The sequence below is a fragment of the Lactobacillus kimbladii genome, assembly GCF_000970755.1.
GTDB classification, from domain to species: domain Bacteria; phylum Bacillota; class Bacilli; order Lactobacillales; family Lactobacillaceae; genus Lactobacillus; species Lactobacillus kimbladii.
Genome location: NZ_KQ034007.1, coordinates 1683283 through 1705955, shown reverse-complemented (window position 1 = coordinate 1705955; position 22673 = coordinate 1683283). Strand labels below are relative to the sequence as shown.

Here is a 22673-nt window from a genome sequence, read left to right as displayed (position 1 = left end):
AAGTTTTAGTTTCGAGGCTATGATTTAAAATTATTTTTTCTTTTTGTTTGTTTTAGGCAGTGGTTTAGCATTAAGGGCATTGGTAGGTATCTTTAAGAAGTCTTTGCTGCCCATGTTGCCATAACTTTGTCCAGCGCTGAATTGCATTAATTTATTTACTCTAATTTTAACTAGATATTGAAAGCTATACATCTTTTTATTTTTAACCACAAGTTTTGCAGTCATACCTTTAATTTTGCCCAATTTGACTAATTTATGATAGATGGTTTTTTGCTTGGGACTTTGAGTATTGGTAGTAAATATTGGATCTAATGCATCTTTCATCGTTTTCTGGTCTGTGATGTTCGCTTTTAAAGTATAAGTGTGACCTTTTCTAGTCATTTTATAAGCGTTAGTCAGAGCCTTAGGTGGATCCATTAACATTGAATTATTAATTATAGAATCGAGTAAATCAGCGTAAGAGTGCCCGGTTAATTTGTTAAAATCAGCTTTATACCAGTCACTTGAGCCGTTAATATAAACGTGATTGGAATTGTCAACCCATTCTTGCGAAGATTGTGTTTTACCTTTAGCTTGCGTTTGGTAGTTAAGTTGAAATACGGTAGGATTGCCACCAAAAAGGGCAGTTGTAGCAACAATTTGCTTGGAAGTATCGGTACCAAGGGTTACGATCTGCTTAGCTTGTCCGCTCTTAAATGATTTCTGTGAACATTTAATTACTTGGCTTTTAGTTAAAATCGGTTCGCTTTGCTTTTTCTGCTTGGAGCATCCGCCTGCAGCAAGCGCTGCAATTAAGCTCAAGCCCATTAATAATTTTTTGAATTTCATAGTGAGTTAGATATTCTCTTTTCTTATAATCATCATTATATCTATTGTATCGTAAAATTTGGATTTTAAAAACGATTTTTAGTCCTAAACCCTATGAAAACAAAATGTAAATGTGTAAAATAGTAAGTGAAACATTTAATTTGCAAAGGAGATATTTCATGTCAAAATTAGTTTTGATTCGTCACGGACAAAGTGAATGGAACCTTGAAAATAAATTTACTGGCTGGATTGATGTAGATTTATCAGAAAAAGGCGTTGAAGAAGCAAAGAACGCAGGTAAGTTAATTAAGGAACATGGTCTGCAGTTCGATCAAGCTTATACATCTGTTTTAACTCGTGCTATTAAGACTCTACACTATGCTTTGGAAGAAAGTGGCCAACTTTGGGTTCCCGAAACTAAGAGCTGGAGATTAAACGAGCGGCATTACGGTGGCTTGCAAGGCTTAAACAAGAAGGCTACTGCTGACAAATACGGTGATGAGCAAGTTCACATTTGGCGTCGTTCATATGATGTTTTGCCACCAAAGATTGAGGATGACTCTAAATACAGCCAAGTTCATGATCGTCGCTACGCTGATCTTGATCCCCACATCATTCCTCGGACTGAGAACTTAAAGGTTTGCTTGGAAAGAGTTATGCCATTTTGGGAAGACCACATTGCTCCAGACTTGTTAGCTGGCAAGAACGTTATTATTGCGGCTCACGGTAATTCACTTCGTGCCTTGACTAAGTACATCGAAAACATTTCTGACGCTGATATTATGAACTTGGAAATGAAGACCGGTGAACCAGTAGTTTACACCTTTGATGACAAGTTGAATGTCACTAACAAAGAAAAATTAGACGACTAATTTTAAGTTAAAAAACAAAATTCCTAACTTTCACGGTTAGGAATTTTTTGGTAGTTACAGTTTATTTGTGAATTTTGACAGAAGCGACAAGTTGCCGACCATATTGTCAGCATATTCTTTTAATTTTGGTTTGATTTTTTTCAATAAAGTCTACTCTCCTTTTTATCACTTATACTCCACAACATATTGCACTTTAATATATTCAAAACACTATATGTTGAAAAGGCTATTGCTTTTAGGCTTTAGCATGATTATCAATCCGGTTCCTTTTTCCAGCACAAAAAAGCAAAAAAATAGATCAAGTCTTTTCCAAAAGAAATACTTGATTTATCTTTTTGTCTAAAAATTAATTTTTACATTTTCTACTATAGCAATACCGTGCAAAGTATAGTTTTTTCCAGGAATTGATTCCTTATAAGAAATTGTATTAAACGACATTTCAATGCTTAAAGCTACTAATATAGCTTTTAAAATGAAAAAAGTAAAACATTAGTACAAACAAGATTATTAATGAAATAAAAGAACTAAGTAAAAAACATGGCTACCCGCCATATGCTGATCAATATATTATCAGAGTGACCTTGCCATAAAGATATTAAAAACCGATCTGTCCAATTACTAGGCAGATCGGTTTTGTTCTTTAGTTTTTGCCTTTTCTTTTGGATTTCAAAGCAATAGCAAAATCAGCAATTTCATTTTGATCTCGCTTACTTAAATGACCGATTCCCTTAAAGGTTAAACCTTTTTTGGGAAAGCGGTAAAGCTTACCAATATCGACCCATGAGGGTTTCATTAAACCGGCAGCTTGCCATTCTTTAATTGGATAATACTGTTGCCTGATATAAGCCGATTTATTTTTGTACTTACTGGTAATTTTATAAGCTTCAACTGTTTGCGCCGAAACCTTGCGAATTAATACTGGTCTACGCTTACCACCATTAGTTTCTACATAACTAACGTATAAGCTAATTAGGTCATTAGTCTTCATTTGGATCATTTAGCCAATTAGCAACTTCTTTAGCGTCTTTAAACTCCACTATTGGAGTATTTTCAGTGGCCTTTAAAAAACGTAACTCTGCTCGTTCTGTTTCACTTAAAGTTGGCTTAAAGGGTAAAGCACCATCTGCAACGATTTGCTTATAAAGCATGTTAATAGCCGTGGTGGGTGTTAGGCCCAACTCACTTAAAACTGCTTCGGTATTTTCAGCCAAGTTTTTATCAATTTGTACTTGAACTCTTTTTTTATCTTTAACTGCCATGACTATCCCGCCTCTCTCAAATAGTACTCTAATTATACTACTGTTTGAGTGCTACTTCAATTTCTATGCCTTTTTGAGCTTTTGCTTTAATTTTAACCGCTTCGCTACTGCTTAGTTTTAATTTCTTCGTCTGACCAATTGTGGCTTTTCCCTTGATCTTGTATAATAGATATTATAAAGAATTTTACTTAGGTAAGAATCTGTTCAGACAACTAAATATCAATATTTAACAGAAATTAGGTGCTCTTCAACTTAGCTACGTAATACTGGAATTAGTAAGACTAAAATAATATCGATATTGGACTTGATACTCTTGAACATTTAAATCGTGAAGATGTAATGTTGTACATTGATTATCTTAAGAATGGCCAAAATAAACAGGAGGAGTATAACTTTCCCACATTAAAAAATTAGAAAGCAACGTTATCATGCTACAAAGGGAGACAAAGCCCTATTTTTACCTATATTTATCGTAGGCTGGTTAAGTCGCTAATTGAAGAAAAAGAAATTTCAAACTGGGATTTAAAAATTGCAGGTCAGTGTTTCAAAAATTTTGACTTAAGGGATGTGAATTCTTTACCAGGCTCTAAGAATTACTCTGGCAAAAGTAGTTATTCAGCTACTATAACAATCGCTAAACTTTCAGGTGAGTTTTTAATTAATCTAGGACAAATCGGTGAAGTCGCTGAACTAAAGGTTAATGGCAAATTAGTGGGAAGAACAATTGAGCAAAACTCAACTTTTGCTATAACACCATTCTTAAAAGTAGGTCCAAATAAAATTGAAATTGAAACGGTAAATAACTTGGCTATTAAAATTCAAGATCCAGAATCCCAATTTGGTATTATTCCACCAGCTGGATTAATCGGGCCAGTAAAGTTAGAGATCTATCAAGGCTGAAAATAAGAAAGACAATCAATTACGTAAAAATAATTGATTGTCTTTTTCTTGAATTGGGTGTTGAAAAATTTCTAATCCGGTTCATTAATATTTAAAATGGCATCAAACACGCTCTGCGGCAACTTAATATCACTTTTAACAGCTTGCCTTTTGTTTAGACTTTGTCTGCGTAAAAGTTGTTGTTTCTTCGAAATACTCCGTTTTTCGCCATTAACAGCCGCATTTTTACGCAAAGGCGGCACGTCAACTCTGGCGATTGACTTGTTTTCCACCATTGCTTGCACAGGCATGGGGTATAAACGACGCGGCACAGTATATTTCAATTTTTTAACTAATTTATGAGCGATCAAATCGGCTTTTTGCCGCGGCACAATAATGTCGAGAGCATCAACAGCGGCATAGTTAATCTGAATTTGAATTTTAACTACATCCACTAGTTCGTAGTCCAGAAATTCAGTGTCAAGAGTCGCAAAACCATGAGTAATTGATTTTAAGCTGTTGAAAAAGTCATAGGCAATTTCAGACACCGGCAGTTTGTATGTTAATGTGACTAAATCTTGTTGATTGTCCAAGTCTACCATTTCCCCAAAATGCTGGTCGCATAATTTCATGACGGCACCCAAGTATTCATTGGGCGTGGTAATTACGGCCTTAACGTATGATTCAGTGACATAATCAATTTCAGAAAAATCAGGAAATTTTGCCGGATTGGTGATAGTGAGATATTCCTGTTTAGGCTGAGGCTGCTTGAGGTAAACGTGGTAGGTGGCATTCGGCGCAGTAGTCAACACTTCGACATGATATTCATCGCGCAGTCGTTCTTGGATGATTTGCAAATGGAAAATACCTAAGAAGCCGCAACGAAAGCCGGCATCAAGTGCTTCAGATTGCTCGGGGGTGTAATGAAAGGCTGAATCATTGAGAGCGAGCTTACTGATAGCCTGCTTTAGAGCCTCATAGCTGGTATCTCCTTTAGGATAAAAACCAGCATAAACCATTGACTGCGCTGGCTTAAAGTGGGGAATGGCATTTTTAGTAGGATTTTCTGCAGTGGTTAAGGTATCGCCCACCTGCACGCTGGCAATATCCTTAATCCCAGTCACAATATAGCCGACTTCTCCCGCATTTAATTCTTTTACTGGCTTCATATCTGGCGTGAAGATTCCCACTGCTTGAGCGTTAAATATACTGCCGCCTTGCATTAACTGTAGTTTTTGCTGGCTTTTTAACGTGCCGTCAATTAGTCTAACGTCCGCAATAATTCCCTGGTAAGAATCATATTGAGAGTCAAAAATCAAAGCCTTAAGGGGTGCATCTGGTTTTCCCTGGGGAGCTGGGATTTTTTGATAAATAGCTTCTAATACCTGGTGAACATTTTCTCCGGTTTTAGCAGAAATTTTTAAAATAGTCACATCTGCAAATTCGGGGCGCAAAGCACGAATTTGCGCTTCCGTTGCCGCAACGTCGGCAGCCGCATTGTCAATCTTGTTAATCACCGGAATGATGGTCAAGTTATGTTTTAAAGCTAAACGTAAGTTGGCTACGGTTTGTGCTTGCACACCTTGAGTTGCGTCCACTAATAAAATAGCACCATCGCTGGCAGCGAGGCTTTTAGAGACTTCGTAAGCAAAATCAACGTGTCCCGGTGTATCGATTAAATTGTATTCGTATTCTTGACCATTGTCAGCTTGATAAAAGTTACGCACTGATCGTGATTTAACCGTTACTCCGTGTGCTTGTTCAACTTCCATGCTGTCGAGCAGTTGCTCGCTTAACTGCCTTTTGCTGACAGTAGCAGTTTGTTCCATAATCCTGTCAGCTAAGGTTGATTTACCATGATCAATATGAGCAATTATGGCAAAATTTCTGATATTAGCAAGTTTCATTTCTATTTTGCTCCTTCCAGCTTTTGTTGCAATCCTTGCAAGTAAAACAACATTATTTGATTGGCTTCTTGTTCGAGATCGATTTGGAAGCCTTTAAAGTCGACGGGCAATTGATCGTGGTGAAATTCGTCCAGATTCATCATATTCATTAAGCCGCTAATAATGGCACTTTGAATAATGAAAAGGTGACTGGCCTGTTTAACGCTTAATAGTGTAATTCTTGCGGCAATCGCCTGACCTAGCTTTTGGTTTATTTCGTATAATTTTTCCCGACCGGCCAAAGTTTGTTCCCTGTCAGCCGCTGCTTCTAAAATTGGCCCCCGTAACGCGTTAAGCCGTAATAAATCAGGCCTTTCACGTATTAATAGGTGATTTTGTTCTAATAAAAAAGCAGCAAAGTCATTCCAAGAAGTGATACTTTTAGATTTTTGAAAACGCTGGCGTACTTCCGTGAGGTAGTCTTGATAACCGGAAAGCAGCAGATACATAAAGATATTTTCTTTAGTTTTAAAATAATTAAATAGTGTGCCTTTGGCAACGCCTGATTCACGGGCAATTTGTGCCATAGATATTTGGTTAAAATCATTTTTTTGAAATAACTTGCTGGCAGCCTCTGCAATTAGCTGTTTTTTGGCTGCTTTTTCTTGGGGAGTTAAAACATACATAATGGCAAATGTACTCCTTTTATTCAATAATGACCAACGGTCATTTTACAAAGAATTTCCAGTTTTTGCAAGAAAAAACCATCTTCATATGAGGATGGTTTTCATTGCTGATTTATTTATTAATGTATTTCTTTAATTGTTCACCACGTAGTCCAGCACTTAAGCCCACTAAGAGCTTAATTCTGGCCTTTTGACCATTGAGACCCCGGCAGAAGATAATGCCCATTTTGGCTAAGCCAACACCGCCACCTTGATAATCATAAACTGGTTCAGCGATACCGTTAAAACAACGGGAAACCAATACCAGGGGAATTCCGTTATCAAGCAGTTTTTGCAATTCAGGTAATGTTTGCGGTGGCATGTTGCCGGCTCCTAAAGCTTCAATTACTATGCCGTTTGTTGATGGCTTGTTTAAAGCTTGGAAGATTTCCGGCCCCATTCCTGCATAGGCTTTTACCAAATAAACATTTGCAATAATATGGTCAATCGGTAAATGTTGCTGAGGATTAATAGTTTGCACGTAATTAACGTGACCCTCAGACACAACGCCTATCGGACCAAATGTGGCTGTCCGAAAAGTAGCAACATTTGTAGTATGGGTCTTCGTGACATAACGAGCAGGATGAATTTCATCATTCATCACAACTACAACACCCTTGCCAATAGAAGCATTAGAACTGGCTACCATGATTGCGGTTCTGAAATTATACAGCCCGTCGCTGCCAATTTCGTTAGAAGAGCGCATAGCTCCGGTTACTACCACAGGCATTTTACTGGAAATCGTTAAATCTAAAAATAAAGCTGTTTCTTCCAGGGTGTCTGTGCCGTGAGTCACGACTGCCCCGAAAAAGCCTTCGGCTTCTGCTTGGCGGATCCGCAAAGAAAGTTGCAACATGCGCTCTGGTGTCATATGAGGAGAAGGCAAGTTGAAAATTTCTTCAGTAACTAATTGGACATCGTCATTAACGTTTAAAGAGAGGTCAGCCAAGGGATTTTGACTGTTGGGCTTAATTTTGCCATTTTCATCCTCTGACATGGAAATGGTGCCGCCAGTATGTAAGATCAGAATTTTTTTACTCATAATCGGTTTTTACTCCTGTAATTTCTTTAATTAATACTTCTACAGGTTAGCATAAAATTAGGGATGCAGAAACCGTTAGAGGTCAAAGTTTTTAGACATAAAAAAGCAGCCAAGCAAAAGGGCCAGCTGCTTTAAATTAAGGTTTTAATCAGTGAAAATTTCTTTTGCCAAATCAAAAGCAGACCATGCTTTAGGCCAGCCACAATAAAAAGCCAAGTGGGTAATCAGTTCGGCCATTTCGTCTTTTGTAATGCCGTTCTTTTTTCCCATAATCATATGTGATTTAAGTTGGGGAAAAGCTCCTTGTGCCATTAAGGCAGCACAGGTAATTAAACTACGGTCGCGTGCAGATAATTTATCTTCTCTTGACCAGACTTCACCAAATAAAACGTCATCATTTAATTCTGCAAACTTAGGTGCAAAATCACCTAAGTTATCTCTACCAGCTGTTTGTTTTTTCATTTTTAGTCCTCCAGCTTCTCATATTCTTCATCTGTAACAGGTTCCAACCATTTAGGCGTTCCAGCAGTAATAGCTATATGTACAAACCAACTGTTCTTGGTAGCACCATGCCAATGTTTGACGCTGTCATGAACTACGACGACATCTCCTGGATGCAGTTTGCGTGCCGGCTTACCTTCTTCTTGATACCAGCCTTCACCAGCAGTAGCTAATAAAATTTGAAAGCCGCCAATATGCTGGTGCCAGTTGTTGCGACAACCGGGTTCAAAACTGACATTTGAGACGCTGACATTAATATCAGGATCACTGACTAAACTTTGCTGGTAGCTTTGACCCTTAAAATATTTTTGATAAGCAGTATTTTTGGCACCTAAAGCAAAAATACCATTTTGCACATCACTTTTATGATCGTTCATTTTATTCTCCTTTTCTCTTTAATTTAATAGGATTATTTTAATCCTTAACGTGAACTTTAAGTCAAATTATTTTAACAAATGAGTTTTATTAATAATTAATTATTGTTTTTTAAATAGTATATATTGAAAAAATATAATGTGATAAAATTAACTTGATAAATGAAAGCGATTTATATTAAGGAGATTTATATGATTTATCATAAAAATTTTTCATGGGATGCTAATTATGATGTTGTCGTTTTAGGATTTGGTGGCGCTGGTGCAACTGCTGCTCGGTTTGCGGCTGATCATGATGCCAAAGTGCTACTGGTTGATGCAGCTCCTGAAGGGCACGAAGGTGGTAATACCCGTTATTCTGCCCAATTAATTGCTACTGGCAATGACTTTAATGAGTTGAAAAAGTATTATCAAAAACTAACGGCGCCAATGGAACTTGACGAAGAGATGATTGATACTTATGTCGATGGGATGGTGCACATTCCTGAATATGTTTCTAAATATTTGGGTGTTAAACCATATAATGCTAAGGAATATACCACTGATAAAAGTATTGCTATCATAGAATATCCGGAATTTCCAGGTTCAGAATCCTGTGATTTAACCTCTGTCACTAAGCAATGGTTTGATGCTGCCTTATGGCAGATTTTAAAGGAGCAGGTAGTAAAACGGCAAGACAAAATTGCTGTTTTGTACAGCACTCCTGCAGAAGAACTAATTCAAGATCCGGAAAGCAAAAAAATTTGTGGCGTGGTTATTAAACGCGACGGTAAACTATTAAAAGTGCAGGCCAAGAATGGTGTTGTGTTGACCACTGGTGGTTTTGAAAACAACCAAAGAATGATTGAAGACTTTATTGGCGCTAAAAGGCTGGCACCTTTAGGTACCCTTTATAACAAAGGTGACGGCCTGAGAATGGCCCAAGAAGTTGGCGCTGATTTTTGGCATTTACATAATTATGAATCTGTAGGCCTGCTTCATGGTATGGCTTTTGCGGTGCCAGCGGGACAACGTGGTCGCTTAATGATAGGGCCTCAAAATAAAGCTGTTTCTAGCGGTAGTGCCTTTGTTGTTGGTGATGATGGTACCAGATACTTTAATGAAGCAGAAGAAAACCGCCACGGCCATCTCAAGAATCATGGTCAATGGAAAGTGCCGCTAAACCAAGAGCACCCATACTTGATTTTTGACGAAACAAAAAAGCAGGAGCTGGATAATGATAAAATTATTGGTGATTACAAGCCATACACAGAAAATGTTATCAAGGCTGACTCTGCTGCTGAATTAGCCGATAAAATTGGTGTTGAACCGGCAGTTTTGTCTGACACTCTCAGTCGTTTCAATCAAGCTTGTCAAGAACAAGACGATCCCGAATTTAGAAGAGATCCAGCAACTTTACGTGCATTTACTGGTAACACAATTTATGCTGTCAGACTAGAACAAACTATGCTTAATACACAAGGTGGTCCTAGAAGAAATAAGAATGCCGAAATTTTAGATACCAGAGGTAAAGCAATTCCTAATCTTTATTCTGCTGGTGAACTTGGCGGTATCTGTGCTAACCAATATCAAGGTGGCAATAACTTGGCTGAATGCTTAATTTGGGGCAAGATTGCAGGGGAAAATGCGGCTAAACCAAAAGTTGATGAAGCAACCGATGCAGCAAGTGGTGCTACTATGCCTGAAAAGCACTTAACTTCGGATCTTAAACACGAAACCTATGAAACGGGAGAGAACCAATACATTGGTAAATCTACTAAAGGCATGGGTGATGAAATAGTTGTACGGGTAACTGTTGATGAGCAAAAGAACTTGAAGAATATTGAAGTTTTGAAACAAGCTGAGTCGGATGACTACGGTTTGAAAGCTATTAAGACTCTGCCTTCTAAGATGGTTCAGGAAAATACTGTTGATGTTGATGCAGTCAGTGGTGCTTCGAGTTCATCACGTGGTCTCAAAGACGCGGTTAAGGACGCGCTAAGTAAAATAAAATAGTAAGTATTGCTAAAGAGGGTCATTAATATTAAATGGCCCTTTTGTATGGTTCAAAACTGTAATTAATAGGGCAGTCTTTTTTAAGTATGTTGATTTTTAGTATAATATACACAGAAAGAAAATTTTTTGTTAATTTGATGAGGTAATAAAATGAATTTCACTCAATTACGCTGTTTTATTAAGGCCATAGATAATTCCAGTTTTACTATTGCAGCTGAGCGCTTAAATTTCTCCCAGTCGGCAGTTTCGAAAAATATTAAGGATCTTGAGGATACACTGGGGGTAACTTTAATCAATCGTGCTCATCACCGTATTTCCTTAACAAGCGCTGGCAAGTATTTCTACCGTGTTGCGCGCAATGTGGTAGATGATATGGATTACACGGTAGCATACTTGCAAAGTAAAAAGAATGACCCAGAAACGCTTTTGCGAATAGGGGTCTGCGATACACCGTTTGAACAAAAAATTCTGCCCATTTTTTTGCGCAAATTGCGTGAATCTGGGAGTAATTTGAACATCCAGTTTGTCTTTGTACTCAACAATTCTATTGGTGAGCTTCTTAACCATCATGTTGATTTGTGTGCAATTGCACGAGAAGATGTTGATATTGTTGAAGATATTCACTTCGAACCAATGGTTCAGGGTAAAGTAGTTGTAGCTTGCCCAAAAGGTTCTCCTTTAGCAGAAAAATCTAAGATCTCTATTTCAGATTTAATTGATCGTGACGTATTTTTGCTTGATCCTAACAGTTCTTTAAATGTGCAATTAAATTTTCAAACTACCTTGATCAATAAATTAGGAATGGAACATATTAAATTTGTACAAGATTTTTTGGCCATGGATATTTATGTTAGAGGTGGCTGGGGCTATGGTATTTTGCCCAATTTCATTGCAGATTATCAATCAGAGGGAATTAAATATATTCCCATTGATTTTCATGATATTTCACCATATGGAATTGCATACATGGAAAGCTTTACTAACGACTCTGTACTTGAAAAAGTGGCCAGTACATTAAAAAAAGCAATAAACGAATATTTATCTGAGGATAAAAATAAGTAATGCACAAATAAAAGTTGTTTTTGGAATGCTTGTAGTCAGCGCTTAAACGTTGATCTTACAAGCATTTTTTATTTTGCCTTTTTAAATTGTTATGTTCTGTATTCCATTTAGTAATTCTTAATTCTAAATATGGTGCATAAATTCACTTGATTCATAGTATTATGAAAACGGTTAAAGGATTTGTTTAAAGAAGTGAGGTATAAAAATGGAAAATACTTATGATGTCATTATTGCTGGTGCCAGCAATGCTGGCGCAATGGCAGCTTGTGCTGCTGCTGAAAAGGGAGCAAAAGTTCTCCTGATTGACAAGCAAGGAAGTTCAAGGTTTTTATTCCGTTCATTCTTTGCTGCGCTGGACAGTAACGCCCAAAGAAGAGCAGGAATTAAAGTTGATAAAGCTAAACTAATGAACTTTTTAACTTTGTTCTTCCAAGATAACGTTGATGAACGTTTACTTTGGACTTGGGCAAATCATGCAGATGAAACTGCCAATTGGCTGGAAGATAACATTTTGAAACCAAATGGCGGTGTTTTGAGACCACAAAAAGATGCCCACTATGAAACTGTTGTTAATACAGCTTTCAATACTGAGTTAGCAATTGCAACACCTGACAACGGCTGGGCTCATTATGGCGATTGGGTAATTGATAAGGTCAAAGAACTAGGAGTAACCCTTAAATACAACACTAAATTAGAAGAATTAGTGACAGATGATAGTGGTGCGGTAACCGGTGTAATTACCAGTGATCGTGAAAGTGGCGAAAAGACTGAGTATAAAGCTAATAAGGGTGTCATCATTTGTACTGGCGGTTACGGTGCCAATGTTGAATTGATGAAGAAATGGGATCCACTTGGCTACAAGAAGAATGTTTATTCAGATGGACCTCGTGATGATGGTTCAGGTATTCTTGCTGGCCTTAAAGTCGGTGCCGCTCGCGATGAAGAACCAGCTGAAATCATTTTTGACCGTGGTGCAGTTCCTGTTGGCACTAAGGCTGAAGACCATTATGTCATTGACTTTAAGGATCCAGGCTACTTCTGGATGGGTGCTTACCCACTACTAAAAGTTAACTTAAAAGGTGAGCGTTTCGGCAACGAAAGTGTACCTTACCAATTTGATATTAATGCAATGGCTAAGCAACCAGGCTACCTGGAAGCACAAATTTGGTCTGAAGATACTATGGATCATTTGGCACAATTTGATACTCAAGGTTGTTCTCGTTTAGGCTGGCCTGGTATTTACAATACTGAGGAAAACAAAGAAGAAATTCAACGCAGGATTGATGATGGCTTAGTCAAGAAAGCAGATACCATTGAAGAATTAGCTGAAAAATTGAATTTGCCAAAAGATAACCTGGTTAACAGTGTTAAACGCTATAACGAAATGTGTGAAAAAGGCGTAGATACCGACTTTGGTAAAGAAAAGTTCAGATTATTCCCAGTAGATAAAGCGCCATACTATGGTGTCATCATGGGCGGACGTTTGCTTGCTACTCTGGATGGATTGCGGATCAATACTAAGATGGAAGTTATTGACCAGAATGGTGATCCAATTCCTCACCTATACGCAGCTGGTAACGCCAGTGGTGGTTTCTTCTGGGGCAGTTATCCAGATAGAATTCCTGGCCTTACTTGCAGTCACGCCCAGACCTTTGGTCGTCTAGCCGGACAATATGCTGCTGAAAATTAGTTTTTATCATAAAAGGAGTTTTTATATATCATGGATGAAAAACAGTTACCTAAGCTTTCAAATTATAGGTGGGTAATCTTAGCAATAGCTGCTTTGCTTGATGCAATTAGTAGTTACATTCAATTTCAGATTTCTGCTTTAGCTGTCCAAATTATGCCAGCACTGCATATTTCACCAGCACAATTTCAAAGTTTATTAATGGCACCAATGCTTATTGCAGTTTTCTTAAGTATTCCTGCCGGCTCTCTTGCTGATAAGTTCGGAGCTAAGAAAATCGTTTCTGTTGGTTTAGTTATCTCAGTACTAGGTGCATACGGTCGCCTTTTTGCTAATAACTTTATCACAATGTTTATTACCCTGTTACTTTTCGGAGTTTATATGGCTCTGCTAAATGCTAATACTCTGAAAATCTTTGGTACCTGGTTTAAACAAGATACTAACACAGCTATGGGTGTCTTCTTTGCTTCAGCCAGTGTCGGAATTATGCTTTCCCAAGCTACCAGTTCTTTGTTCCCAACTGTTGAAAAGGCATATATCTTTTCATCGACTGTACTATTGGTTTTAGCTGTTTGCTGGGTGATCTTTGTTAAAGATACTCCTAAGGGTGAAGAAGTTCCACAACCTCAAACAGAACAAGGCAAATCTGAGTCATCGTTTGAATTCTTCAAGGCTGCTGCTAAAAGTAAGAAAACTTGGTATGTTGCTTTAGCTGTGGGCTTTGGTATGGGTGCTAGTGAAGCCTTCTCAGGCATTTTGCCACAAGCATTCGCTGCCAGGGGAATGACTCCTGCAGCTGCTGGTGTGGTTGCTTCTGTTGCTACTATTGGTAGTTTAGCAGGTTCACTCTTTGGCCCAGCAATTATCAATAAGGCCAAAAAGGCTAAACCAATGATGATTGTTATTACTGCTCTTGGTGGTCTGTTGATGGCCATAACTTGGTATATTCCATTAGGAATGCCATTAAGCATTGCACTAATCCTTGGCGGCGTATTTGGCGCTATGACTGGTCCTATTATGCAGGCTATGCCAATTACATTCCCAGAGATCGGTCCTAAGAACGCTGGTAGTGCTGGTGGACTTGTTGGTACAGTATCACTGCTATTATCATTCTTCCTTCCAGTTATTATTTCTTCAATTGCTGGTAAGAACTATGCATTAACCTTTATTATTCAAGGTCTTGTCTTTGTAGTACAAATTATCGTACTGGCAGTTTTACCAGACGCAAATGCTGCTCGTCGTCATGCTGAATAAGATTTTTTAAAGTGAAAGGGGTCATTTATATGGCACAAAAAATAACCGAAAATCCAGGCAAATATACTGGTTCTGGTCAAGGTAAGGAAAGTCAAATTAATCTTGAAGTTGAGGTTGACTCAGACAAGATAGTAAATGTTAAACCGTTAGATAAATATGCTCCCGATAGTTTAGCTGATAACGCATTTAGGAAAATGGCACAAAAAATTGTGGATCAGCAATCAGTCGATGTTGATGTTGTTTCTGGTGCTTCTGAAACTTCACACGGTATTATTGAAGGCGTTAAAGAAGCCTTGAATAAGGCAGGGGTTGACTTTGATGCCCTTAAAGAAAATGGTGGTCAAACTGCTGGCAAGAAAGAAGAAACTATTGACGTTGATGTCGCGGTAGTTGGTGCCGGTGGTGCAGGCGTGGCAGCCGCTTTAGCAGCTCGTCAACATGGCGCAGAAGTAGCTTTATTTGAAAAAACTATTTCACCACTTGGTGCAAGTACTTTTGCCGGTGGTATGTTTGCCGGCGATAGTCAACAACAAAAAGATCAAGATGCAGTTGTTTCCAAGAAGTGGCTTTACGACGAATACATGGATGCTTCTCAAGGTTACATGAATTCAATTTTGGTTCGCCGCATTATTGATGAATCAGGAAAAACTGTCGATTGGCTAAATGAAAACGGCGCTATTATGAAATTAGTTGACGCTGGTACTGGCGGCAGTTACGATCACATTGGTATGCCAGCCACTCTTCATGGCTATCAAGAAGGTGGCACTAAGGCCGTAACCAAACTAATTGAAAAATTCAAGTCAATCGGTGGCAAGATGTACTTTGGCTTTGCAGGTAAAAAATTGTTGCAAGATAATGCAGGTAAAGTCACTGGTTTAATTGCCGAAGGTGATGACAAAACACTACATGTTAATGCTAAAAAAGTCGTTATTGCAACAGGTGGCTTTGGCGGCAGTCCTGAAATGCGCAAAAAGTATCTTGGCGATGTCAGCACACAAGGTCAAGTTTTGCAAAATACTGGTGATGGTTTGAATATGGCCTGGGATGCAGGAACTGCTCACCACATTAATGGTTCTACTCATTACTTCTGGCAAACTTTTAGTGATAAAGATATTGGCGAAATGGCTAAACTTGTTGGTCCAAACTGGATGCCTGTCAATGCCCTAGCTGATTTTCCTAACTTGCGTGTTAATAATCGTGGTCAACGTTATGCTAGTGAAACCCATGCACTAGATTTCGCTGTTCACGGTGCAGAATTGTCAGAACAACCACAACAAACTGAATTCGTTGTCTTTGATCAGGCAATGCTGGATAAGATTAAAGAAGGCGGAACAGTCGCAATTGAAGACCACTATGGCAAGTGGAAGAATCGCCATCAGTTTTACATGGAATTTAACTTCCCAACGGATACTGATGAAAATATCAAGCACGAACACGAGAAGACTGACTTTACTTCATTACTGAATAAACTGGCTTCAACCAATGTTATTTTTGTTGCAGACACTATCGAAGAATTGGCTGAAAAGATGGGTGTTGACAAAGATAATTTGGCCAAATCAGTTGCGCAATACAACAATGCTAAGAAGAAGGGTGAGGACGACTTGTTCTTCTCTGATACGAAGAGAATGATTCCAGTAGAGCAGGGTCCATTTTACGCTGTAAAATTCATCGCTCGTAACCTGGGCACTCTTGGTGGTGCAACCATTGATGAAAAAATGCATGCTTTAGCTCCAAATGGTGAACCAGTACCAAACCTTTACGTAGCTGGTGCCGATGCATCAGGAATGTATGGCAAAGCTTACGTTGATTTTGAAGGTGGTACTTTAGGCTTTGCTTATATTTCTGGTAGACTAGCCGGAATTGATGCGGCTGAAACTGCTAAAGCCGGTAGGTAGATTATGGCAAAAATCATGTATGAATTAACTGATTTGTACATGATTTTTTACTAGAGGAACAGATTATGACACAAGAAAAATATGATGTAATCATTGTGGGAGCAGGTCTTGCAGGCTTTGCTGCTGCAGATGAGGCTGTAGATAATAATTTAAAGACCTTGCTGGTCGAAAAAGGTAAAACAACTGGTGGCACTGGTAACTATGTTGAAGGAGTTTTTGCTGCCGATTCCGAAATGCAAAAAAAGGATAATGCAACTCTTGATAAAGATGATTTACTCAAAGAAGAGTTAACATATTCGCACTACAAAGCAGACGGCAAGATGTGGCAAAAATACATTGCCAATGCCGGCAAAAATGTTTCCTGGCTTGAGGATCATGGTGCTGAAATTGAAATGGTAGCAAATTTAGGTTCTGGAGCTAGAACTTGGCACTTGTTTAAAGGCAAGGGTCATGATGCCATTCACAATGGTTTAGAACCATATGCTAAGAAGAAGGGCATCACCATAGTTACCCTAACTAGCGTGACTGATCTAAAACAAAATTCTGACCACACTTTTGATGTCACACTAACTAATGTTGTAGCAAAAACTACTAAAGTTGTTAATGCTAAGAATGTGGTTTTGGCTACAGGTGGTTATCTGAATGACCAAAAGTTGTTAGAAATTACACCTCACCAAAATCCAGACAACATTATTCCAGTTAACTCTGGTAAAAACACTGGGGATGGTTTGAGACTTGCTTGGAAGTTAGGTGCTAAAAAGTACTTTACTGGAATGGCAATGATGTTTGGCGGTCAGCTGAAAGATAAGACGGTGCCATCATTTAAATTGTGGGGTACTGCTATCTGGAGTTCAGTTTGTGATCAACCGCAAATGTGGGTTAACGAACTAGGTGAACGTTTTGTCGATGAAAGTGCAGCTGTAGTCAACTGGGCTAATGAAGGCAATTCAATGAACCGTCAAGACCGCGTCTTCTGTATTTTTAGCCAAAAGATTTTGGACGACTTTACTGACAAGTCTTATCCGAGATCCATGAAGCCATTTGTTCCAGAAGACAGATACCCCACTTTGCGTGATGATATTGCCAAAGCTGAAAAAGAAGGTCGTCAATACCTGCATAAAGCTGCAACGCTAGAAGAACTCGCTCAAGAAATTGATACCCCTAACTTGGTTGCGTATGTCAAACACTATAATGAAATGGCGGCAAATGGTGAAGATACTGATTTTCATAAACCGGCTAAATACATGTTGCCAGTAGATGGCGCTGGCCCGTTCTATGCTATCGAATTAGGTGTAGGTGCATACACTACAGGTGATGGACTACGCGTAAACACCAATAACGAAGTTTTGAATACAAAGGGCAGACCGATTGCGGGTTTATATGCTATCGGTGGTGATGGTTCAGCCGTTTTATATGGTGACACCTATGGTGTTAATATTCCGGGAACACATGCAGGATATTGCATCTTTTCAGGACGTAACGCAATTAAGGAAATTGTAGCCCAGAAGTAAAATAATCAAAAAAATAATTTCTAAGAAGTAAAATAAAACATTATACCAGCAAAAAAGCCAACTCATTTAATACGAGCTGGCCTTTTTGTTTGAATTCTTAAGTTATGCGTTGGCTTTTACAAATTGATCAATTTCATCTAAATATAATTGTTTTTGGCGTTGGCTGATCCAGGAAGTTTCAAAAGAATTTTTAGCAAGTTGCACGACTTGATCTTGGGAAAGATCAAATTTTTGTGCTAAAGCATAATAATTGTCGCTAATATAACCTTTAAAGTAAGCAGGGTCATCTGAATTAATGGAAACTTTTACTCCCGCATTCAAAAGATCGATTACTTCTTTACCCTTCATTTCTGGTGAAACAAAGCTGTTAGACAATGGACAAGAAGTTAAGCCAATCTGTCTTTTGGCAGCTAATTCTACCAAATCAGGATCTTCTACAATATTGGTGCCATGATCAAGCCGCTCAACTTCCATAATTTCTAAAGCTTGACGGATATGTTCGATTGAATCTTTTTGATCAATGTCACAGTGAGTGGTGATATGAAGTCCAGCCGCTACTGCGTCTTCAAACTGGCGGGCAAATTTTAGTGGCGGATTGTTATGCTCATCAGAATCAAGTCCAATACCAATAATTTTATCTTTGTATTTCAGACCTTCTTGCAGTGTTTTTCTTGCTGATTCCTTTGAAAAATCACGTAAAAAGCACATGATCAGATGAGCGTCAACGTTTAATGCCCTTGCATCAATAGTAGCTTGATAAAGACCATTGAGTACAACTTCAAAAGGAATACCGCGACTAGTATGAGCCTGGGGATCAAAAAAGAGTTCAACGTGTCGTACATTATTTGCAGCAGCTTTAGTTAAGTAGTCCCAAGCCAAGTCATAAAAGTCTTCTTCAGTTTGTAAAACATTCATTGCTGGATAATACACAGCTAAAAATGATGCTAGGTCATGATAGTTATATGTTTTTTGGACATCTTCAATTGTAGCTTGGCCTATATCGACGTGATTGCGTTTAGCTAATTTTAGTTTCAATTCAGGTTCTAAAGTACCTTCAACATGCAAGTGCAATTCGGCTTTAGGCAGGCCACGGGTAAATTCTGGTGTAACAACTGAACTCATGTAATCCTCCTTGATAATGTTCTTGTATTTAACTTATTATCTTAGTTTAGCATAATTTTAATAACAATAATAGAGCAAAAAACGAACAAATTAAAGAATTATAGCATATATGTTCCTAATAAAATACTTAACTAAAAATCTAGTTAGGTAAAATAATTAAAAATTCCAGTTAAGTATTTTAGTCGCAATGGCGCCATTTTGCGTCCGTTAAAATGCGAGCAGTAAGTAAACCGATTGGCAGAGCAGTAATAATCATTAAAGCATCCATAATCCAATAAGCACCAACGTTGATATTGGTGATACCAAAATTAAAGACAGCGCGATACATGTATAAACCGGGAACCATGATAACAATTGCGGGAACCGTGATTGCAATACGGGGGAAACCAACTTTATCCCGCACAAAACTGGCAATTAGTCCTGCTAATAATGCTCCGGTGAATGCTGCTAAGGCAGCCGGAACGTGGTTAAATTCAACTAGACTTAAACGCAGGGTATTTGCTAACGCACCAATGACTGCTGCTACTGTCGCCATTGATACTTTGGCATTAAACATGATCGAAAATCCGAAAACACCGCAGAAACTGGCAATTATTCTGCAAACTGTTAATAAAGTTGGGCTAAGATTTAATTTGGGCATGGCACCTGGCGATAAGTTGAGCATAGTAGCCATGCCCCAGCCTACCATTGCTGCAATCATGACCACTAGTATTGCGTAGGCTAATCTTTCAAGGCCTGAACGCATATCAAGTTTCGACATATCAAGGCCAGAAGTGATAAAAGGGAATCCGGGAATGACATAAAGCATCGAACCGATGTAACCATAGGCATGATTATTGCTCCAACCCCAAATTATTGTGCCTAATCTAAAACAGATGAAATATACGGCGCAGGAAACTGCCACACCGACAGTTATTTTGGCGACCAAGGTAACTTTTTTCTTTCCTAATAATTGACGCAAATAGTTCCCAATAAAGGCTCCAAAAAATGTGCAAAACATTTCCAGTATTCCTCCACCAAGCAGAAAAATAAAACTAGCACACGCCAGACCGGCACTCAAAGCGGAAATGATTAAAGGATAATTTTGAGTATGGCGCTCAATTTGATTCAGTTTGTGGTGAACTGCGCCAATTGTCCAATAATCATTTTCAGTTTCAAATTTACGGACAAATTCTTCCATCTCATTGAGCTTGTTCATATTCACTTCTGTAGTTGGTAAGGAAAGAGTCTGTGAGTAAGACTTGTTGTCAATGTCAAAGCAGGTATAGCTAATAGTTACTAAACCAATATCTGCTGAACATGTGATTTTGAGTGCTCTTGCAATTGTATTCATGGAATCGCGCACTCGCCAGGCTCCAGTGCCACATTGCAGTAGCATTATGCCAACTCTGCCTACTAAAGATCCCTTTTCTACCAAGGTGATATCTTTAACTAAAGTATCATCTGAACTTTTAAAGAACTCTTTCCAGTGAATTTTCATGTGATGCTTACTAGAAATCTTGGGATATGATTCTGGAGTCTGCTTGTCTTTCATAACTTAATTTATAACCCTTCTTTTGATAACGTAATATTTTAATTTTACCACACTCGTGGTTGGACCAATTTTATAGAATTGAGTTTAAAAAAGATGTTAATTACAAAAAAGTGTAGTATACTACAGTATGATAAAATATTAGTATGAGATTTACTTCTAAGGAAATTATATGACAGCTTTTTTGAACCGAATTGGTCCCAAAATTAAAATTGCGAATACTTTGATTGAAAAGGAATTAAACAAGCAGTTTGCAGAAATATTCAGAGATTATTCTTTAACAGGTGCCCAAATTTCTCTGATGATTTATTTATATGAATCAAAAGCACGGCAAATTACCCAAAAAGAAGTGGCAGATGTATTTGTGCTAAGTCATCCTACAATTCGAGGAATAGTTAAACGCTTAGAAGCAAATAAATTAATTGCTATTTCGCGTTTAGAAAATGATCAAAGGCAAATTGTTTTAAAGCTTTCGGATAAAGGCTTTAATTTGATAAATAAAAATATTGCCAAGATTCGCACAATAATGACAAATATTAATACTCGTATCACTAAGGGATTGTCTAAGCAAGAAATTTCAAATCTTGAACAAGTTTTAAATAGAATTTCGGATAACTTTTAATTATTATTAGCAAAAATGTAGCATGCTACATAAAAGAAAGGATTAAAATGATCGAAAATATCTCTAATAAGAAGAGGATTTTAATGATGGCTGTTTTACTATTTGGGGCATTTGTCTCTTTACTAGCCGAAACCTTTCTTAATAATGCTCTGCCAACAATAATGACGGTTTTTAAAGTTAATCAATCCACTGCTCAATGGCTTACTACTTCTTATTTATTGGTCGTAGGGCTAATGATTCCCATGTCAGCGTGGATCTTTGAATCATTTAATTTAAGACAAAACTTTTTAACAATGATGCTAATTTTTTTAGCAGGTTCATTCATTTGTGTTTTTGCCCCTAATTTTCCGGTGCTATTGCTAGGCAGAATTATTGAAGCAGTTGCGGCTGGTAGTTTAATGCCTTTTATTCAAAATGTCATTTTAATTATGTTTCCTCCTGAAAAAAGAGGCATGGCAATGGGAATCACTGGTTTGGTAATTGGCTTCGGACCAGCTATTGGCCCCACAATTTCAGGCTTAATCTTAAGGTATGCAGACTGGCAAATGCTTTTTATCATTTTAAGTATTACTAGTGGTATGGTAGCCATTTGTGCAGTTTTTTGTATGCAAAATATCACTAAGCCCCATAGAAATACTACCGATCTAATATCATTTATTGAATCAATTGCCGGCTTTGGTTTAATTTTGTATTCCCTATCAGATATTGGTAACACTGGTAAAATTACGATTGCAATAGCTGCCTTCTTTATAATAGGTCTGCTAATTATGCTGTTATTTTGTCATCGGCAGTTACATATGAAAAAACCTTTGCTTAATATTAGAGTTTTTCAAAATTTAAAATTTGATTTGTGTACTTTACTAAGCACTATCAGCAATATTTCAATGGTTGGAATTGAATTGATTTTACCTTTATATTTACAAACTACTAGAGCAGAGAGCGCATTAACTTCTGGTTTAGTAATGATGCCAGGAGCATTGTTAATGATTATTTGCAATCCTGTTTCAGGAACTTTATTTGATAAGTTTGGTATTAAAAAATTGGCACTTTTTGGTTTTACCATGCTTTTATTAGGAACGTTCCCAATGACAGTTTTTAATAGCGAAACCAGTCTTGTTTTAATTAGTTTGTGTTATGCCTTACGCATGGTAGGCACATCATTTACTATGATGACCACTTTTACCGCAGGCATTAATGTAGTAGAACCTCAAATGACTGCACATGCTAATGCGGTATCTTCTACAGTAAGACAAATCGGTGGTTCACTGGGAACGGCATTATCAATGTTAGTAATTAGCTTGTGTGCAAGTGGTGCTTCCAATGCTAAGACTGTAAATTTGACAGTTGGGTACCGCTGGGGTTTTGTCTTAATGCTGACTTTTGCAATAATCGGATTTTGTTGCTCAATGTTTTTACCTAAAAAAGAAAAAGGACTTAATTGAATTTAAATCGAAATTTGAGAAGCTAATTGTAATTTAAAAAAGTATAGTTTTCCTGATTTAATTTAAAACAAAATAGCTGAAAAGTAAGTTATGTATGACTTGATCTTTTCAGTTTTTTTGCTTGCATTTGCATGATTTTGCCAGAAAATGACAAATTATGATTGAAAATGATTGCTTTTAATTATTAAACCGCATAAAATACTGTCT

General features: G+C 37.7%; 19 protein-coding genes and 1 pseudogene. 10 read left to right on the top strand and 10 right to left on the bottom strand.

All coding sequences use genetic code 11. From position 1 onward, the window contains the following. Positions 1-30: 30 nt before the first annotated feature. Positions 31-828 (bottom strand): DUF6612 family protein, encoded by a 798-nt coding sequence (locus JF75_RS08475; protein ID WP_046332636.1) that lies wholly within the window; start codon positions 826-828, stop codon positions 31-33. Positions 829-986: 158 nt separating this feature from the next. Between JF75_RS08475 and JF75_RS08470 the strand changes: the two genes are divergently transcribed. After that, positions 987-1679, top strand: coding sequence for a 2,3-diphosphoglycerate-dependent phosphoglycerate mutase (locus tag JF75_RS08470; RefSeq protein WP_034978190.1), 693 nt, complete (start codon positions 987-989; stop codon positions 1677-1679). A gap of 646 nt (positions 1680-2325) precedes the next feature. Here JF75_RS08470 and JF75_RS08465 read toward each other — a convergent pair. Together JF75_RS08465 and JF75_RS08460 are read right to left on the bottom strand one after the other, a co-directional pair. After that, positions 2326-2667: pseudogene (locus tag JF75_RS08465) on the bottom strand (hypothetical protein); the annotation flags it as partial. Further along, on the bottom strand, positions 2657-2938 hold the full coding sequence (locus JF75_RS08460) for a type II toxin-antitoxin system RelB/DinJ family antitoxin (protein ID WP_046332635.1): 282 nt from the start codon (positions 2936-2938) through the stop codon (positions 2657-2659). The gene JF75_RS08460 and the pseudogene JF75_RS08465, both read right to left, overlap by 11 nt. 567 nt (positions 2939-3505) lie before the next feature. On the opposite strand from JF75_RS08460, the gene JF75_RS08455 reads away from it, so the two are divergent. After that, positions 3506-3838 carry a hypothetical protein gene (locus JF75_RS08455; protein ID WP_046332634.1) on the top strand — a complete coding sequence of 111 codons (333 nt, stop codon included), beginning with the start codon at positions 3506-3508 and terminating at the stop codon, positions 3836-3838. Between the two features lie 71 nt (positions 3839-3909). Here JF75_RS08455 and lepA read toward each other — a convergent pair whose 3' ends face one another. The 5 genes from lepA to JF75_RS08430 form a co-directional block, all read right to left on the bottom strand. Continuing rightward, positions 3910-5724, bottom strand: a complete 1815-nt coding sequence (gene lepA, locus JF75_RS08450) for a translation elongation factor 4 (protein WP_046332633.1) — start codon at positions 5722-5724, stop codon at positions 3910-3912. Positions 5725-5726: 2 nt separating this feature from the next. After that, entirely contained in the window at positions 5727-6389 is a 663-nt protein-coding gene (locus tag JF75_RS08445) for a TetR/AcrR family transcriptional regulator (RefSeq protein WP_046332632.1), read from the bottom strand. Positions 6390-6501: 112 nt separating this feature from the next. Beyond that, positions 6502-7470 carry an asparaginase gene (locus JF75_RS08440; protein WP_046332631.1) on the bottom strand — a complete coding sequence of 323 codons (969 nt, stop codon included), beginning with the start codon at positions 7468-7470 and terminating at the stop codon, positions 6502-6504. 144 nt (positions 7471-7614) lie between these two features. Next, positions 7615-7932, bottom strand: coding sequence for a carboxymuconolactone decarboxylase family protein (locus JF75_RS08435; protein WP_046332630.1), 318 nt, complete (start codon positions 7930-7932; stop codon positions 7615-7617). Between the two features lie 2 nt (positions 7933-7934). Continuing rightward, positions 7935-8348, bottom strand: coding sequence for a cupin domain-containing protein (locus JF75_RS08430; RefSeq protein WP_046332629.1), 414 nt, complete (start codon positions 8346-8348; stop codon positions 7935-7937). A 189-nt stretch (positions 8349-8537) separates the two neighbouring features. Between JF75_RS08430 and JF75_RS08425 the strand changes: the two genes are divergently transcribed. From JF75_RS08425 to vprA, 6 genes are all read left to right on the top strand, one after another. After that, the gene (locus tag JF75_RS08425) at positions 8538-10340 is read left to right on the top strand and encodes an FAD-binding protein (protein ID WP_046332628.1); all 1803 of its coding nucleotides are present in this window, start codon (positions 8538-8540) and stop codon (positions 10338-10340) included. Positions 10341-10490: 150 nt separating this feature from the next. Beyond that, positions 10491-11402: a LysR family transcriptional regulator gene (locus tag JF75_RS08420; RefSeq protein WP_046332627.1), complete on the top strand. Its 912-nt coding sequence runs from the start codon at positions 10491-10493 to the stop codon at positions 11400-11402. 205 nt (positions 11403-11607) lie between these two features. After that, a complete protein-coding gene (locus JF75_RS08415) occupies positions 11608-13092 on the top strand; it encodes an FAD-dependent oxidoreductase (RefSeq protein WP_046332626.1) in 1485 nt (494 codons plus the stop codon). A 30-nt stretch (positions 13093-13122) separates the two neighbouring features. After that, positions 13123-14343, top strand: coding sequence for an MFS transporter (locus tag JF75_RS08410; protein ID WP_046332625.1), 1221 nt, complete (start codon positions 13123-13125; stop codon positions 14341-14343). A gap of 29 nt (positions 14344-14372) precedes the next feature. Then, positions 14373-16238 (top strand): FAD-dependent oxidoreductase, encoded by a 1866-nt coding sequence (locus JF75_RS08405; protein ID WP_046332624.1) that lies wholly within the window; start codon positions 14373-14375, stop codon positions 16236-16238. Between the two features lie 65 nt (positions 16239-16303). Beyond that, the gene (gene vprA, locus JF75_RS08400; protein ID WP_046332623.1) at positions 16304-17749 is read left to right on the top strand and encodes a vinyl phenol reductase; all 1446 of its coding nucleotides are present in this window, start codon (positions 16304-16306) and stop codon (positions 17747-17749) included. Between the two features lie 102 nt (positions 17750-17851). Here vprA and add read toward each other — a convergent pair whose 3' ends face one another. Both add and JF75_RS08390 read right to left on the bottom strand, forming a co-directional pair. After that, entirely contained in the window at positions 17852-18871 is a 1020-nt protein-coding gene (gene add, locus JF75_RS08395) for an adenosine deaminase (RefSeq protein WP_046332622.1), read from the bottom strand. A gap of 178 nt (positions 18872-19049) precedes the next feature. After that, positions 19050-20405 carry a threonine/serine exporter family protein gene (locus JF75_RS08390; RefSeq protein WP_046332621.1) on the bottom strand — a complete coding sequence of 452 codons (1356 nt, stop codon included), beginning with the start codon at positions 20403-20405 and terminating at the stop codon, positions 19050-19052. A gap of 169 nt (positions 20406-20574) precedes the next feature. On the opposite strand from JF75_RS08390, the gene JF75_RS08385 reads away from it, so the two are divergent. Both JF75_RS08385 and JF75_RS08380 read left to right on the top strand, forming a co-directional pair. Continuing rightward, positions 20575-21024: a MarR family winged helix-turn-helix transcriptional regulator gene (locus JF75_RS08385; RefSeq protein WP_046332620.1), complete on the top strand. Its 450-nt coding sequence runs from the start codon at positions 20575-20577 to the stop codon at positions 21022-21024. 47 nt (positions 21025-21071) lie between these two features. After that, positions 21072-22466 (top strand): MDR family MFS transporter, encoded by a 1395-nt coding sequence (locus JF75_RS08380; RefSeq protein WP_046332619.1) that lies wholly within the window; start codon positions 21072-21074, stop codon positions 22464-22466. The last annotated feature ends 207 nt before the right edge of the window (positions 22467-22673 follow it).